Genomic DNA, 15,158 nt, shown 5'->3' with positions numbered 1-15,158 from the left:
CTGAAAATGAAGCAGAATCCCTTCCAAAGGTGTTCTGCTTTGTTTTCTTTAGTGGGAAAGATTTCTCTTTTGCATCCCATATCATTCAAGAAGATCGGAAGTGAAGCAATGGCATACAACAATAAAACAGCACTCATCAAATGGATTGCGATCCTCACAATGACGATCGATCACATCGGCTATTATCTGTTCCCTTCTTTTCTTTTTCTGCGTGTGGTCGGACGCATCGCGTTTCCTTGTTTTTTGTATACAACCGTGAAAGGGGTAAGGGAAACGCGTGATTTTCGCAAGTATTTGTTGCGCTTGGTCCTGACCGGGGTCATCAGTATGCCGATAACCGCACAAGTAGGGAATGTCTTCAATATTCTCTTTACTTTGGCTCTTTTTGCCTTATCGATCAAAGACTATCGTTTCATCTTGCCGGCAATCTTTTTGGTACAGTTTACGGAATACGGCCTGTATGGCTTTATGATGGGGTGGACAATCTATGTACTCTTAGAAAAACATGTTGGAGCGGGAATTGCCTTGTTTTTGCTGGTGAATGCTTTGCAGTTCCCCTCCTTGCAGGCATTCGCGGCAGTAGCGCTTATTCCCATGCTTATGCCGGTCAATTTTGGGATCAGTCCGCTACCGAAATGGACCGGTTATGCCTACTATCCGGTCCATCAAGTTATCCTCATGCTTATCGCCAGGCTGATGTGACCGTCGGCTTGTCTGCGGACAGGCGAGAAAGCTTGAAATATGCGACGGGATGGTGTAAACTGTTTCTTTGTATCGGATGTTACTTATATAATGTAAGAAGTGAGAAAATACACAAATCAAGTAAGGGTGTGAAAGGCATGCAAGACAATTCAAAAATACGCGTGGTGGTCGGAATGAGCGGAGGCGTTGACTCTTCTGTCACAGCATTGCTTTTGAAGGAACAAGGCTACGATGTCATCGGTATTTTCATGAAGAATTGGGATGATACGGATGAATTCGGATTCTGTACGGCAACCGAAGATTACAAGGATGTGCAAGCTGTCGCACAGCAAATCGGCATTCCCTATTATTCTGTCAATTTTGAAAAGGAATATTGGGATAAGGTATTCCAATATTTCCTGGACGAATACACGAAGGGACGGACACCGAATCCGGATGTCATGTGCAACAAAGAAATCAAATTCAAAGCCTTCTTGGATTATGCGATGGAACTGGGGGCGGATTATGTCGCAACCGGGCATTATGCGCAAGTCGTCCGTGACGAAGATGGCACTGCTCATCTTCTCAGAGGCGTGGACGATAACAAAGACCAAACCTATTTCCTGAATCAGCTTTCCCAAGAGCAACTTTCCAAAACGATGTTTCCGCTAGGCGGAATCAAAAAGCCGGAAGTGCGCCGCATTGCTGAAGAAGCCGGTTTGGCGACAGCCAAGAAAAAAGATTCGACGGGCATTTGTTTTATCGGCGAGAAGAACTTCAAAGAATTCTTGACGAACTTTCTGCCGGCGATCCCGGGCAAAATGGTCACCTTGAGCGGGGATGTGATGGGGGAGCATGCCGGATTGATGTACTATACGATCGGGCAAAGAAAAGGTCTGGGAATCGGCGGCGGCGGAGAATCCGATGATCCTTGGTTTGTCATAGGCAAGGATTTGGCGACCAATACGCTCTACGTGGGCCAAGGCTACCATCATGAGAACCTGTATGCCGACAGTCTGGATGCGACCGATATCCACTTCACCTCCGAAGGCAATAAACCATCTGTCTTCACTTGCACGGCTAAATTCCGTTACCGTCAACAAGACACAGCAGTCACTGTCTATCTGAACGAAGATCAGACGACTGCCCGTGTGGAATTTGCGGAACCGGTCCGCGCCATTACGCCTGGCCAAGCTGTTGTTTTTTATGACGGTATGGAATGTCTGGGTGGGGGCACGATCGACAAGGCTTATCAGGCCGAACGCATCCTGCAGTACATCTGAATAATGAGTGAGAGGCTGGTTTTTTCTACGGCCTCTCTTTAATTTGGGCGGGAATTGTGGTATCGTTCTTAAGGAATCTTGTTACAAGTCTGAATATTATAAAAAGGGAGGGGATCATCCGGATGGATACAGAACAAGGCTATATCGTTGGAGAACTCAAAGCGATTTTCTTTGAAAACGCGAGTAATTTCTACAAGGTCATACTGATTTCAGTCAGTGAATCGAATCTCCCACAAAAGAATGAGGAAATTGTAGTGACGGGAAGCTTTGGGCAGATAACCGAAGATACAGCCTACCGCTTTTTCGGTGAGGTCGTGGAGCATCCGAGATACGGCGTCCAATTCCAAGCCAATTCCTACCAGCAGGAAAAACCCACATCCAAGAATGGGTTGATTGCATTCTTGTCGGGGGAACGGTTCCCGGGCATCGGTAAACGCACGGCAGAAAAAATCGTCGAGACTTTTGGCGAGGAGGCAGTCGATGTCATCCTCGATGACCCGGAAGCTCTGAAAAACATCAGCGGCATGACACCCAAAAAGAGAGAAATGATGCGCGATGTCCTGATGCAGACGCAAGGAACCGAAAAAATCCTGATTGCTTTGGGAAACTATGGATTCTCCAATAATCAGGCGGCGAATATCTTCCATTTTTACCGCACCGAAACGCTGACTGTCCTTAACGAAAATCCTTACCGCCTGCTCGAGGACATTGAAGGCATCGGTTTCAAGAAGGCCGATCAATTGGCGGAGGAGTTGAATTTCGCTCCGGATCACACAAGCCGGCTGAAGGGTGGCTTGTTCGCGACGTTGCAGGAACTTTGCCTCTCGAACGGGGATACGTATGTCGACGGGACTGTCTTGCTTGAGCGGACGATCCATTTGCTTGAGCAAAGCCGGCGTTTCATCATCGAGGATGCGCCCGTCATCGAAGCGCTGATGGAGATGGTGATGGACATGAAAGTGGTCGAGGATCACAGCCGTTTTGCCATCCCGTCTCTCTATTTCGCCGAAGAAGGCATCGCTTCATCGATCGACAGACTTCTGAAACGAAAAACGAAAATTGCTTATCCGGGAGTGGATTTGGATCTGGAAATCGAGCAGCTGCAATCAAACCTGCAGATCCGCTATGGCGCCTCCCAAATCGAAGCGATTAAAGCAGCTTTGCTTTCACCGTTCTTCATCCTGACCGGAGGCCCTGGTACCGGCAAAACGACAGTTCTGAAAGGGATCGTCCGCATGTTCTCCGAACTAAACGATTTGCCGGAAGACCCTCACGACTACAAAGATGGACTTTTCCCGATATTACTTGCCGCTCCGACCGGACGGGCCGCAAAACGTATGCAGGAAACGACAGGTCTGCCCGGCAGCACGATTCACCGCTTACTGGGCTTGACGGGCCAGGAAAAGGAATCCGAAGAACTTTATACGCAAGAGCTGGAAGGCAAGCTGTTGATCATCGATGAAGTTTCGATGGTGGATACATGGTTGATGCACCGGCTCCTGAAGTCGGTGCCGTCGGGCATGCAAGTGCTGTTTGTCGGGGATAAGGACCAATTGCCGTCGGTCGGGCCGGGCCAAGTGTTGTTTGATCTATTGAACTGCAAATCATTGCCGCAGGTCGAGCTGAATGAGATATTCAGACAATCTGGCGATTCCTCAATCATTCCGTTGGCGCACGAAATCAAGAACGGCATCCTCCCACGCGATTTCCGGAACAATCAAGCGGACCGGTCGTTTCTGCCTTGCCAAACGCATCAGATCGAGCCGGTTATCCGGCAAGTCGTCGAAAAGGCAAAATCAAGAGGGTTCACCGCGAAAGACATCCAGATTCTGGCGCCGATGTACAAAGGCGCTGCCGGTATTGATGCCATCAATACGATGATGCAGGAAATTTTCAATCCGAAGGGGAACAAGAAAAGACGCGAAGTTGCTTTTTTCGATGTCGTCTATCGGGTAGGCGATAAAGTGCTTCAGTTGGTGAATCAACCGGAAAATAATGTCTTTAACGGGGACATGGGTGAAATCACTGCCATCCAATTCGCTAAAGAGACGGAAGAGAAAGTCGACCAGATCACGGTCCTATTCGATACTGTCGAAGTCACCTATAATCGTAATAATTGGAACAAGTTCGTGCTGGCTTACTGTTGTTCCATCCATAAATCACAAGGCAGCGAATTTACGATGGTCATTTTGCCGATGGTGAAACAGTACGGGCGGATGCTGCGCCGCAATCTGCTGTACACAGCCATCACCAGGAGCAAAAGCAAATTGATTTTGTGCGGCGACTACGAAGCTTTCGAAACGGCAGTCGTAAGCACCGGTGATATCCGGAAAACGATGCTGCACGAAAAACTAGAACGCAATCTGAACAATGACAAAGTCTTCACTGCGGAAGAACCCGCAGAAAGCAAGGAAACGAGAGCACCTAGTGTTGGAATTGAGACTGCTGAATCACTCATCGAAACAACTACCGAATCTGCAACCCAAAAGCCAGAAAACAAAGAATCTCCAAAAATAATACCCATCTACCATTTGACGATCGAACACATTTCCGATGGGAGCATCGATCCGATGATCGGCATGGAAAATATAACACCGGAAACTTTCATGAATGAAAAGTAATCCGAGAGAAGTCCGCAAACAATGAAGAATTTGTCTGCGGACTTTTCTGCTTTCAGAAAATCAGCGGCGCCGTCCGCAATAATCAACGGTGCCTCTATAGGCGCTCCCTTCAGCAAAAGAAATAAGCTACTCGCCGCCTCAATATTCTGCTATACTGACAGTAAAGCAATTTACTGGTTTTCCAATACAGCTACAAGAAGAGAGTGGTATAATGGAACTATTTGATCAATTGATGAATCCGAACTGGAAGAACATCCCGATGGAGCACAAGCTTGTTCTGGCCAGCAGCGTTGTCCGTTATTTTGTGAATCCGCTTTTGTCTGTCGCGGATATCCGTCCGGCGTATTATCAGATGGGCGGCATTAAGACCGAAACGTTTACAGTGGACATCAACGGCGCACCGTTTGTTTTTGTACCCGGGCACAAGGAGGCCGTCCTCGGATGGGACAGCGGAATCAACGGCCTGGACCCATTGGACATCAGCTCTGACAGGAAAGAGATGTACCTCGCCATCGAAAATTGCCTGAAACTTTCTGTTCAAGGCGCTGAATTTTTGCATGACGATCATTGGATGAAGAAGAAAATCGAACCGATCCATTCTTTGGATGAATTGGAAGAATTGGTCAACAGCCAAATGTCGCAGCTTCGGACGACAGAGATCCCTCCATTATTGGTGGAAGTCAGTCCGACTTATGTGGGGATGACGAAAGTCGGGAATTATGCAGTCATAAACGGGAAATTTGAGGGCCAAAGCGATTGGTTCAGCATACACGAGAAGGACATCCATCAAGCCTTGATGCCGAGCGCAAACGGATCATCGATATTTGCGGATTTTCCGGCGCATCTGGTCCAAAATGATTCTTTCTTCCTGAAACAGAACGAAGATTTGGATTCTTACACAGTTTTTGCGCCTTACCAGACCACTTATGCAGAGATGCGCAAGCAATTGGAGAAAGATGGCATGGGGTTGTTGTCCAGCGATGAATGGGAATATTGCTGCGGCGCATCGACGCGCAGGCTTTTCCGTTGGGGTAATCAGTTGCATCGTAACCTATTCGAACCCGAAGATAGCTATCTCTATAAAAAAAACATGTTTGGCTTGGAAATAGCCAATATGGGCTGGGGACCGGAACTTGTCGAAGACGGGTTGTTGGCCAAAGGCGGCTGGATTTTCATTCAAGCCGAGAATATACTGGAGAAACTCCTGCCCTACGCTACCTATTATGAAAACCATGCGGATGCTTTGAAAGCGAAGCAGCAAGAACCCTTGTCACCCGGTTATTACTGCGCAAGACGTTCCATCCGCATCGAAATGTGACCCGAACCGCTTTTCTTAAGAACTGCTTGCATGCGGACATAATTTTGGTTATACTAGTTTTTGATTGAAGCAGAGGATATAGGAATGGATAACAAAAGAGAGTTTCCGTTTGGTGAAAGGAAACGCATCCGTTTATGCTCCCTTTGTGTAAATATAGTAGAAATACTATCGCTTCCAGCGTTAACGGATCCGAGAGGTAATGAATGCTCAAAACATTTCATTGCAAACAAGGTGGTACCGCGTCATTCGTCCTTGTATGCAGTGGGGTGTTTTTTATTTTATCCACTCCAAAAATAAATGAAGAGAAAAGGAAGGTAATAATGAAGAATCTAAAAAGCAGTGACATCCGTCAAATGTATCTTGATTTTTGGGCAACGAAAGGGTCGAAAGTGGAACCGAGCGCTTCGCTGATACCGGTCAACGACCCTACCTTATTATGGATCAACTCAGGCGTCGCAACGCTGAAAAAATATTTTGATGGCACATTGATCCCTGAAAATCCGCGCATCACCAATGCCCAAAAAAGCATCCGCACAAACGACATCGAAAATGTGGGCGTGACGGCAAGACACCACACATTATTCGAAATGTTGGGGAATTTTTCGATCGGGGACTACTTCAAAGAAGAAGCGATCCCTTGGGCTTGGGAATTCCTGACGGATGAAAAATGGTTGGCGTTCGATCCGGAGTTGCTTTACGTCACTTATTATCCGGAAGACACGGACACAAAACGCATTTGGCAGGAAAAAGTCGGTTTGCCGGAAGATCATATCGTTCCGATTGCGGACAACTTCTGGGATATCGGCGCAGGACCGTGCGGACCGGATACGGAAATCTTCTATGACCGCGGACCATCCTTCCAGGATTTGCCTGACGGAGACCCTGAAATGTATCCGGGCGGTGAAAATGAACGCTACCTGGAAATCTGGAACCTAGTATTCTCTGAATTCAACCACAAGCCGGATGGCACCTATGAGCCGCTGCCGCACAAAAACGTCGATACGGGGATGGGTCTGGAACGTGTCACAAGCGTAGTCCAAAACACACCGACCAACTTCGAAACGGATCTGTTCATGCCGATCATCGAAAAAATTGAGACGTTGAGCAACGGCAAGAAATATGGCGAAAACAAAACATTGGATATTTCCTTCAAAGTTATCGCTGATCACGTCCGCGCCGTTAGCTTTGCGATAGGGGACCGTGCCTTGCCATCAAATGAAGGCCGCGGCTACATTTTGCGTCGTTTGATTCGCCGCTCCGTCATGCATGGCCAAAAATTGGGCATCGAAAAAATGTTCCTGAACGAATTGGTTCCGGTTGTGGCAGCCATCATGGAATCTTATTATCCTGAGGTCAAAGCTGATCAAGATTTCATCATCAAAGTCATCACGAATGAAGAGCAACGTTTCCAGGAAACAATCCATGAAGGGATGGAAATACTCAACAGCGTCTTTGAAGAGATGAACGAAAAAGGTGAAACGGTCGTAAACGGCACGAATGCCTTCAAACTGTATGATACATACGGCTTCCCGTTGGAATTGACGAGCGAATATGCCGAAGAAAAAGGCTTCAAAGTCGATACAGCAGGGTTCAACCAAGAGATGCAAGAACAACGGAACCGTGCCCGTGCAGCCAGACAAGTGGAAGACTCCTTCTCCGTGCAATCCCCGGTCTGGGCTGAAGTGCTGGTTCCAAGCACGTTTTCCGGCTATGCCCAAACAAAAATTTCGTCCGAGCTTTCAGTGATGGTTGCGAATGACGAAATCGTCGAAAAAGCAGCTGCAGATGATCGTGTTCAGATCATTTTCCGCGAAACACCGTTCTATGCAGAAATGGGTGGACAAGTTGCGGACAAAGGAACAATCGAAACCGAAGCTGGTGAAGTGATCGCAGAAATCGAAGACGTCAAGCGCGCCCCTAATGGCCAAACCATGCATATTGCGCGTGTCCTGACAGAAATCCATTCGAACGAAACTTATATCCTGCACGTGGATGAAGCGCGCAGAAGAAGCATCACAAGGAACCATACGGCGACCCATCTATTGCACCAAGCACTGAAGGATGTATTGGGAAATCATGCCAACCAAGCCGGTTCGCTGGTAAACCCGAATCAACTTCGTTTTGACTTCACGCATTTCGGCCAAGTAACAGCAGAAGAGTTGGTACGGATGGAAGAAATAGTGAATGAAAAAATTTGGGAAGCATTGCCTGTCGTAACGGTCGAAACAACCGTCGATAAAGCGAAAGAAATGGGCGCCATGGCATTGTTTGGTGAAAAATATGGCAAAGAAGTCCGAGTCGTCGATGTCGGTGGCTATTCAGTCGAACTATGTGGCGGGGTTCATGTACAGAATTCGCAGGATATCGGAGTCTTCAAGATTTTGTCCGAATCCGGAATTGGTGCAGGTGTCCGACGCATCGAGGCAGTGACCGGCCAGGCAGCTTATCAGTATTTCCGCACAAAAGAAGCTGAATTGAGCGAGGCGGCACAGCTTGTGAAAGCCCAACAAACAAAAGAAGTAGCCGGTAAAATAAATCAGCTCAAACAAGAAATGAAGGAAATGCAAGGCGAAAATGAGTCTTTGAAAGCAAAAATCATGAATGCCGAAGCCAAAGATCTCTTTGAAAACGTGGAAACCGTCAATGGTGTCACATATATCACCTATGAAACAATAAATCAGGATATGAACGCGTTGCGTCAATTGGCTGACCAATGGCGTCAAAAAGCTGTCTCTGATCTCTTCGTGGCAGCTTCGGCTACAGATGGCAAAGTCAATATGCTGGCGGCAGTCTCCCAAGAGAAATTGGAACAAGGCCTAAAAGCCGGCGATTTGATCAAGATACTTGCTCCATTTGCTGGGGGCAAAGGCGGCGGACGTCCGGATATGGCACAAGCAGGTGGAAATAACCCAGCAGGCATCCCGGATGCCCTGAAACACGTTGGCGTCTGGATCGAGGAAAATACAAAGTAAGCATCCTTTCTCAGGGGCGGGCATCCCGACAAGATGCCGGTCCCTGTTTGTTGGGCCAATCCGCATGAAACAAAATGCGGAATATACCAACAGGAGGGAAATTGGACAAGTCGCGACGCCCATCCGCAGAGGGCAGCGGCATTTCTTTGTTGTAGTTTTTTGTGATTTCTTGTAAAATGGTAAATATACTAAAGAAAACTGGGGTGTCGCTATGAGTTCGAAAGATGAAACGATGTTATTCAATTTTGATGACAATCTGAAAAAGAATGTACAAGAGACATTAGCCCTTGTTTATGACGCATTGGAAGAAAAAGGATACAACCCTATCAACCAGATTGTGGGCTACCTGCTTTCTGGCGATCCAGCCTATATCCCGCGTCATAACGATGCCAGAAACCTGATCCGCCGTCACGAACGTGATGAAATAATGGAGGAATTAGTGAAGAGCTATCTTTCTGGAACAGGCAGAATCATCCAATGAGGCTCATGGGCTTGGATGTCGGATCAAAAACGGTAGGAGTGGCCATCAGCGATCCGATGGGATGGACGGCGCAGGGGATCGAAATCGTCAAAATCGATGAGGCCAATGGCGTATTTGGCCTTGAGCGGATTGCCGAATTGGTCAAAGAATACGAAGTTGAAAAGTTTGTACTTGGCTTGCCCAAAAATATGGACAACAGCATTGGTTTCCGGGCGGAGGCTTCCATCGCTTATGGGAATTTGCTTGAAAAAGAGTTGGGTTTGCCGGTCGATTACGTTGATGAAAGACTTACCACTGTGCAAGCAGAAAAAATGTTGATTAATGAAGGAAATGTTTCCCGCAAAAAACGAAAAAAGGTTATCGACAAACTTGCTGCTGTCATACTTCTTCAGAATTATTTGGACAGCCAGTAAAGAGAGTGGTTTTTTTGTCCTATTTGCGTTACAATATCCTTTGTTTGAACGATAAAAATAATACTTAGATAAAGAGGTGCATACCATGACTGAACATAATCACGATCACGATCATGACCACAATCACGACCACGATCATGACCATGAAGATAACCACGAGCACATCACAATCGTGGATGAGAACGGAAATGAAGAGTTATTCGAAATCTTATTCACTTTCGAATCAGAAGATTTCGGAAAGTCCTATGTGCTGGTTTACCCAGCAGGAGCTCCTGAAGGAGAAGAAATCGAATTGCAAGCTTATTCCTATGTTGAAACAGAAGATGGCGGAGAAGGCGATTTAGAGCCGATCGAATCGGATGAAGAATGGGATATGATCGAAGAAGTCCTGAACACATTTATGGAAGACGAAGACCTTCAATAAAGTTGTAAGGGAAATGAGGGAGGACCGGGACAATTCATGTCTGGGGCCTCTTTTTTTTTTTGGCTACTGTCTTGTATTTTTAGCTTTCGGCATGCAACCGGGGCCGGCCTGATAAAATGATGAGAAAACTGTCCAATATGCTCCATATGTCTATGCAAATAACGAAAAAGATTCAATTTATATAGGTTTTCGTGTATAATTACGGAAGTCGAATGGCTGATGGACTATCAACAGCCATATACTCAAGTAAGGAGGGCTAGTCTTTGTCACAAAATGATCAGCAAGAGCCTCAAGAGCAACAAAAACTCATTCGGCCTACGTTGGAGAAAGAAGCCGTAGACAAAATGAAAATACGCAAAAAAGAACGGTCACTAGTGCGGAAAATTGTTTTTGCAATCGTAACGATAGGTATCCTGTTAGGAGTCATCGTTGGCTTTGCCGGCTACAAATATATAACAGATGCACTTCAGCCTTTGGAACCAGAAAGTACGGAAGTCGTCGAAGTGGAAATTCCGATTGGGACGTCCACAAAAGGGATCACGCAGCTTTTGGAAGAAGGAAACGTCATCAAAAACGCGACCATCTTCAACTACTATATCAAGACGCAAAATGTTTCTGATTTCCAAGCAGGCTTTTATGAATTATCGCCTTCCATGAGTCTGAATGACATCATTGCGACGCTTCAAGCAGGCGGAAGTCCTGTGCCACAATCGAGCGATCACAAAATCATCGTAAGAGAAGGCAACACGATTGAAGAAATCGCAGCGGAAGTCGAAGAAAAGACGGATTTCACAGCTGAGGAATTTTTTGCGAAAGTGAATGATGCGGAATTCCTGACGAATGCGGCTGCACAGTACCCTGATATTTTGACTGAAGCATCCCAACGCACCGATACGCGTTATCGTTTGGAAGGCTACCTCTATCCGGCGACTTATGATTATTTGACCGGAAACAGTTTGGATGAAGTCATTTTACAGATGTTGCAGAAGACGAATGAAGTGCTTACGCCCTATGCAGAACAGATTGCTTCTTCGGGTCATACGCTTCATGAAATTCTGACGATTGCTTCACTTGTCGAAAAAGAAGGTGTTACTCAGGAAGATCGTGCGAATATTGCCGGCGTATTCTTTAATCGTCTGGAAATCGATATGCCGATACAATCGGACATCAGTATTTTGTATGCGCTGAATGAACACAAGGAATTAGTGACGTTCGATGATCTTGAAATAGATTCGCCTTATAACCTTTACAGGAATACAGGCATGGGTCCTGGGCCATTCAACAGTCCAAGCGAAGGGTCCATTCAAGCGACGCTGTCACCAGCGGATACTAACTATCTGTATTTCGTTGCAGACACAACAACCGGTATCGTTTATTTTTCCGAAACATATGAGGAACATTTACAATTGCAAAGCCAATACGTAGACAGCGAATAAGGCGAATAAAGTGAGTTGCAAGAAGAGAGGAAGAAACACCAGTGAAAAAACCTATCGTTATCGGGGTGACAGGGGGATCGGGAAGCGGGAAAACCAGTGTCAGTCGGGCCATCTTAGACAAGTTTACCGATGTTTCCATTTTGCTGTTGGAACAGGATTTTTATTACAAAGATCAAAGCGATCTACCGTTTGAGGAACGCCTGAAAACAAACTACGATCATCCGTTTGCGTTTGATACGGATCTGTTCATCGAGGATCTTAAAAAATTGATACAATACGAGAGCGTCGAGCAACCGGTTTACGACTACTCCAAGCACACGCGCAGCGATAAAGTGATCCACCGCGAGCCGAAAGAAGTCATAATTGTTGAGGGAATCCTGATTTTAGAGGATCAACGACTGCGCGATCTGATGGACATCAAAGTCTATGTGGATACGGATGATGACATCCGTATCATCCGCAGAATCAAACGCGACATGGAATCAAGAGGCCGGACACTTGATTCTGTCATCCATCAATATCTGACAGTGGTCAAGCCGATGCATCAGCAATTCATCGAACCAACCAAAAAATTTGCGGATATCATCATTCCTGAAGGTGGACAAAATCAAGTCGCAATCGATCTGATGACCACAAAAATTGCCTCAATTTTGTCTGGAAATGCAGAATAATAATAAATACCTGTAATATTTTAAAAATATAATTGCTTTTACTGGGATTAAGTGGTATTTTAAATTCACTATTAATTAGGCAGCCAATAAACGATGTAGAGCCACAGGAAATGATTATTTCTCTTTGGATGACATGCTACCTGTCCCAGATCCGTTTGGCTTTCGGGGACAGCTATCAATAAAAAAAGGGAACTGCAATCCTGTGCTGCATATTGAATATTGAATCATTACTTTAAAGGGGCATATTTCTTATGATCGAAAAAGCATATCCGATGACAGCTGAAGGTAAAGCCAAATTAGAAGCTGAACTTGAAGACTTAAAAGTGAACAAAAGAAGAGAAATCGTTGAACGCATCAAGATTGCCAGAAGCTATGGAGATTTATCCGAAAATTCGGAATATGAATCTGCAAAAGACGAACAAGCTTTCGTCGAAGGCCGCATCACAACATTGGAAAAAATGATCCGTTTTGCGGAAATCATTGAAGTACAAAACGTCGACAGCAATGTGGTTTCGATTGGACTGAAAGTGACATTCGTAGAATTACCGGATGGCGATGAAGAAACGTACACCATTGTCGGCAGTGCAGAAGCAGATCCGCTTGAAGGTAAGATTTCAAACGATTCTCCGATCGCTAAAGCCCTGTTAGGCAAGCAAATCGGCGCAGAAGTCGCCATCGGCACACCGGGCGGCGATATGAACGTGAAAATCGTCAGAATAGAACAAGCTTAAATAAAGCATTCAAGAAGAAGAGGGTAGGACAAAAATCATTCGAAATGATTTTGCTGTCCTATCCTCTGTTTGTTTACGTTCCGTTTTTGCTGATCGAGTATAAATGACAAAGGATATGCATTCAAATGGACTGTACGACTTTAGTCTTAGTGCACTATCCATCCTTAGCGCACTGTCAAAGCGGTCCAGGTAATCTATAATGGAAGCAGATACTTGCATTCTTGGTTGTCGCACTTGTAAGCTAGCGTTCAGCGGAAATGTATAAAACATCGAAGAGAAGGGAGGGGCCCAGGATGAAAAAGAGTGCCTTAAAATTATTCATGCTCATTGAAGGCCTGTTGGGGTTGGCGGTCGTGTTCCAGTTGGTACAGGACACAGATTTGCTGTTGGTCTTTGTATTCGGGCTGATATTTATAAAATTTGGCACCGGAAAAGGCGAGCGTCGTCAGATTCTTGGCTTGGTCGGATGGTTTATGGTAGGAATGAGCATACTTTCCACTTTCTCAGTGTGGCTGATGTTAATTTTTTTCATATTGTTCGTCGTCATCAACGGCAAAGGGATCTGGTCTGAGTTGAAGCTGGATACTTTTGTTGACGTTCCTTGGGAAGAAAAAGCATTTCGTACAGTCAAAACGAAAGAACCGGAACAGCGAAACGGTTCCAGAAAGCGTCAAAAATGGATTGGAAACACCAGTATCGGGACAGATGTCTATGAATGGGATGACGTCAATCTGACTGTGTTCATGGGTGATACCATAATCGATTTGGGGAATACGTTGTTGCCGAAAGAGGAAAACATCATTCTGATACGCAAAGGGTTCGGAAAGACCAGGGTAATCGTACCTTTAGGAATCGGCGTGGCTGTCCATCATTCCACCATCAAAGGCCAACTTATGTTCAACGAAGATGAATTGGACTTGACCAATGAAACAGTTAAATTGTATAGCCGGGACTACGATGAGGCAAATCGAAAAATCAAAATCGTCTCCAATAGCCTGCTGGGTGATTTGGAGGTGATCTATCTATGAGGAGAAGCGCGGTTTTGATTCTGTTCAGTACGATACTCGGCGTCTTTGCTTTTATCGTGGCTGGTGTTTTATTTGCCCTGAGGCCGTATTTAAGTTATCAGGAACTGGTCGAGGTGGATCGTTTTTATGTGCCGGCATTTCTTTACATCATCGTGTTGCTGCTTTTTGCTGCCATCGTTGTAACCTGGATCGCTCACTTTTATTTAAAAAATCAAGAAACTCGCATCAAGGACAAATTGCATTGGCTTTACCTTGGCAATTATGAGCATACGGTATTCAACAACAAACGAGATAAATCATTATTTTTGGATCAGTATTGCCATGCAATCCATATTGAAATTGAAATGCTCAGGAAAAAGATGCTTAGCCTGTCTCGGGAAGTGCAGCATTTAAGTGCAAATCCTCAGCAGATCGGCAACGAAACAAAAGAAGAAATTCTCGAACAGGAGAGGCATCGCATTGCGAGGGAACTGCATGATTCCGTCAGCCAACAACTCTTTGCCGCTATGATGATGTTGTCGGCGGTCAATGAGCGGTCGGATGCTTTTCCGGAAAAAATACAGAAACAGATGCGGCTCATAGAAGACATCATCAATGAGTCCCAGTCGGAGATGAGAGCGTTGCTCCTTCATCTTCGTCCAACTAAACTCGAAGGGAAATCCTTGAAAAAAGGGATCGAACAGTTGCTAGTGGAATTGAAGTCTAAAGTCCAAATTGCGATTAAATGGGAAATCGATGATGTCCACACGATGAGCGGCATCGAAGATCATTTTTTCCGTATTGTCCAGGAGTTGCTTTCGAACACCCTGAGGCATGCAAGGGCAAGCAATCTGGAAGTGTATCTGAAACAAACCTTGCAGGAAATCAGTCTCCGTGTTTATGACGATGGCGTCGGCTTTGATACTTCGGTCGAAAAATCCGGCAGCTATGGTCTGATGAACATCAAGGAGCGCGTGCAGGGGATGGGTGGGAGCTGTAAAATCATTAGTTTCCCTAAAAAAGGGACCGTGATCGAAATACGCATCCCTAATACGAATGTGAATACAAACGACGCAAGTGCTGAATAGGATGACAAAAATTTTCTTTAGGAGGGTTCAGA

At 45.7% G+C, this 15,158-nt stretch carries 13 protein-coding genes; all 13 read left to right on the top strand.

Annotation, left to right across the window (positions count from 1 at the left end; translation table 11 throughout):
* Window positions 1-108 precede the first annotated feature (108 nt).
* Window positions 109-702, top strand: a complete 594-nt coding sequence (locus AC0J5I_RS14075) for a TraX family protein (RefSeq protein ID WP_159072191.1) — start codon at window positions 109-111, stop codon at window positions 700-702.
* 137 nt (window positions 703-839) lie between these two features.
* Window positions 840-1,964: a tRNA 2-thiouridine(34) synthase MnmA gene (mnmA, locus tag AC0J5I_RS14070; protein WP_475301168.1), complete on the top strand. Its 1,125-nt coding sequence runs from the start codon at window positions 840-842 to the stop codon at window positions 1,962-1,964.
* A 122-nt stretch (window positions 1,965-2,086) separates the two neighbouring features.
* A complete protein-coding gene (gene recD2, locus AC0J5I_RS14065; RefSeq protein ID WP_475301163.1) occupies window positions 2,087-4,585 on the top strand; it encodes an SF1B family DNA helicase RecD2 in 2,499 nt (832 codons plus the stop codon).
* A 211-nt stretch (window positions 4,586-4,796) separates the two neighbouring features.
* On the top strand, window positions 4,797-5,903 hold the full coding sequence (locus tag AC0J5I_RS14060) for a DUF7278 family profilin-like fold-containing protein (RefSeq protein ID WP_475301159.1): 1,107 nt from the start codon (window positions 4,797-4,799) through the stop codon (window positions 5,901-5,903).
* Between the two features lie 320 nt (window positions 5,904-6,223).
* On the top strand, window positions 6,224-8,875 hold the full coding sequence (gene alaS / locus AC0J5I_RS14055; protein WP_475301155.1) for an alanine--tRNA ligase: 2,652 nt from the start codon (window positions 6,224-6,226) through the stop codon (window positions 8,873-8,875).
* 211 nt (window positions 8,876-9,086) lie between these two features.
* Complete coding sequence (locus tag AC0J5I_RS14050; protein WP_086941762.1) at window positions 9,087-9,356, top strand: IreB family regulatory phosphoprotein; 270 nt, start codon at window positions 9,087-9,089, stop codon at window positions 9,354-9,356.
* Window positions 9,353-9,769 (top strand): Holliday junction resolvase RuvX, encoded by a 417-nt coding sequence (gene ruvX, locus AC0J5I_RS14045; RefSeq protein ID WP_106448780.1) that lies wholly within the window; start codon window positions 9,353-9,355, stop codon window positions 9,767-9,769. The genes AC0J5I_RS14050 and ruvX overlap by 4 nt, the downstream gene beginning before the upstream one ends.
* A gap of 85 nt (window positions 9,770-9,854) precedes the next feature.
* Window positions 9,855-10,193, top strand: a complete 339-nt coding sequence (locus AC0J5I_RS14040) for a DUF1292 domain-containing protein (protein WP_106448779.1) — start codon at window positions 9,855-9,857, stop codon at window positions 10,191-10,193.
* Between the two features lie 263 nt (window positions 10,194-10,456).
* Window positions 10,457-11,629, top strand: coding sequence for an endolytic transglycosylase MltG (gene mltG / locus AC0J5I_RS14035; protein WP_475301144.1), 1,173 nt, complete (start codon window positions 10,457-10,459; stop codon window positions 11,627-11,629).
* A 41-nt stretch (window positions 11,630-11,670) separates the two neighbouring features.
* Window positions 11,671-12,300 (top strand): uridine kinase, encoded by a 630-nt coding sequence (gene udk, locus AC0J5I_RS14030; protein ID WP_107995879.1) that lies wholly within the window; start codon window positions 11,671-11,673, stop codon window positions 12,298-12,300.
* A 251-nt stretch (window positions 12,301-12,551) separates the two neighbouring features.
* A complete protein-coding gene (gene greA / locus AC0J5I_RS14025) occupies window positions 12,552-13,031 on the top strand; it encodes a transcription elongation factor GreA (RefSeq protein ID WP_086628273.1) in 480 nt (159 codons plus the stop codon).
* A gap of 293 nt (window positions 13,032-13,324) precedes the next feature.
* Entirely contained in the window at window positions 13,325-14,059 is a 735-nt protein-coding gene (gene liaF, locus AC0J5I_RS14020; RefSeq protein WP_475301138.1) for a cell wall-active antibiotics response protein LiaF, read from the top strand.
* Window positions 14,056-15,126, top strand: a complete 1,071-nt coding sequence (locus AC0J5I_RS14015) for a sensor histidine kinase (RefSeq protein WP_475301135.1) — start codon at window positions 14,056-14,058, stop codon at window positions 15,124-15,126. The genes liaF and AC0J5I_RS14015 overlap by 4 nt, the downstream gene beginning before the upstream one ends.
* The last annotated feature ends 32 nt before the right edge of the window (window positions 15,127-15,158 follow it).

The organism is Trichococcus sp. TS_SC_9, from assembly GCF_056156325.1.
This window is presented reverse-complemented; position numbering and strand designations above follow the sequence as displayed.

Excerpts from the sequence above, each read along its gene's own strand:
- AC0J5I_RS14075 (WP_159072191.1), top strand. The coding sequence starts at position 109 with ATGGCATACAACAATAAAACAGCACTCATCAAATGGATTGCGATCCTC.
- AC0J5I_RS14060 (WP_475301159.1), top strand. The coding sequence starts at position 4,797 with ATGGAACTATTTGATCAATTGATGAATCCGAACTGGAAGAACATCCCG.
- AC0J5I_RS14015 (WP_475301135.1), top strand. The coding sequence starts at position 14,056 with ATGAGGAGAAGCGCGGTTTTGATTCTGTTCAGTACGATACTCGGCGTC.
- recD2 (WP_475301163.1), top strand. The coding sequence starts at position 2,087 with ATGGATACAGAACAAGGCTATATCGTTGGAGAACTCAAAGCGATTTTC.
- AC0J5I_RS14040 (WP_106448779.1), top strand. The coding sequence starts at position 9,855 with ATGACTGAACATAATCACGATCACGATCATGACCACAATCACGACCAC.
- mnmA (WP_475301168.1), top strand. The coding sequence starts at position 840 with ATGCAAGACAATTCAAAAATACGCGTGGTGGTCGGAATGAGCGGAGGC.
- ruvX (WP_106448780.1), top strand. The coding sequence starts at position 9,353 with ATGAGGCTCATGGGCTTGGATGTCGGATCAAAAACGGTAGGAGTGGCC.
- greA (WP_086628273.1), top strand. The coding sequence starts at position 12,552 with ATGATCGAAAAAGCATATCCGATGACAGCTGAAGGTAAAGCCAAATTA.
- alaS (WP_475301155.1), top strand. The coding sequence starts at position 6,224 with ATGAAGAATCTAAAAAGCAGTGACATCCGTCAAATGTATCTTGATTTT.
- AC0J5I_RS14050 (WP_086941762.1), top strand. The coding sequence starts at position 9,087 with ATGAGTTCGAAAGATGAAACGATGTTATTCAATTTTGATGACAATCTG.
- liaF (WP_475301138.1), top strand. The coding sequence starts at position 13,325 with ATGAAAAAGAGTGCCTTAAAATTATTCATGCTCATTGAAGGCCTGTTG.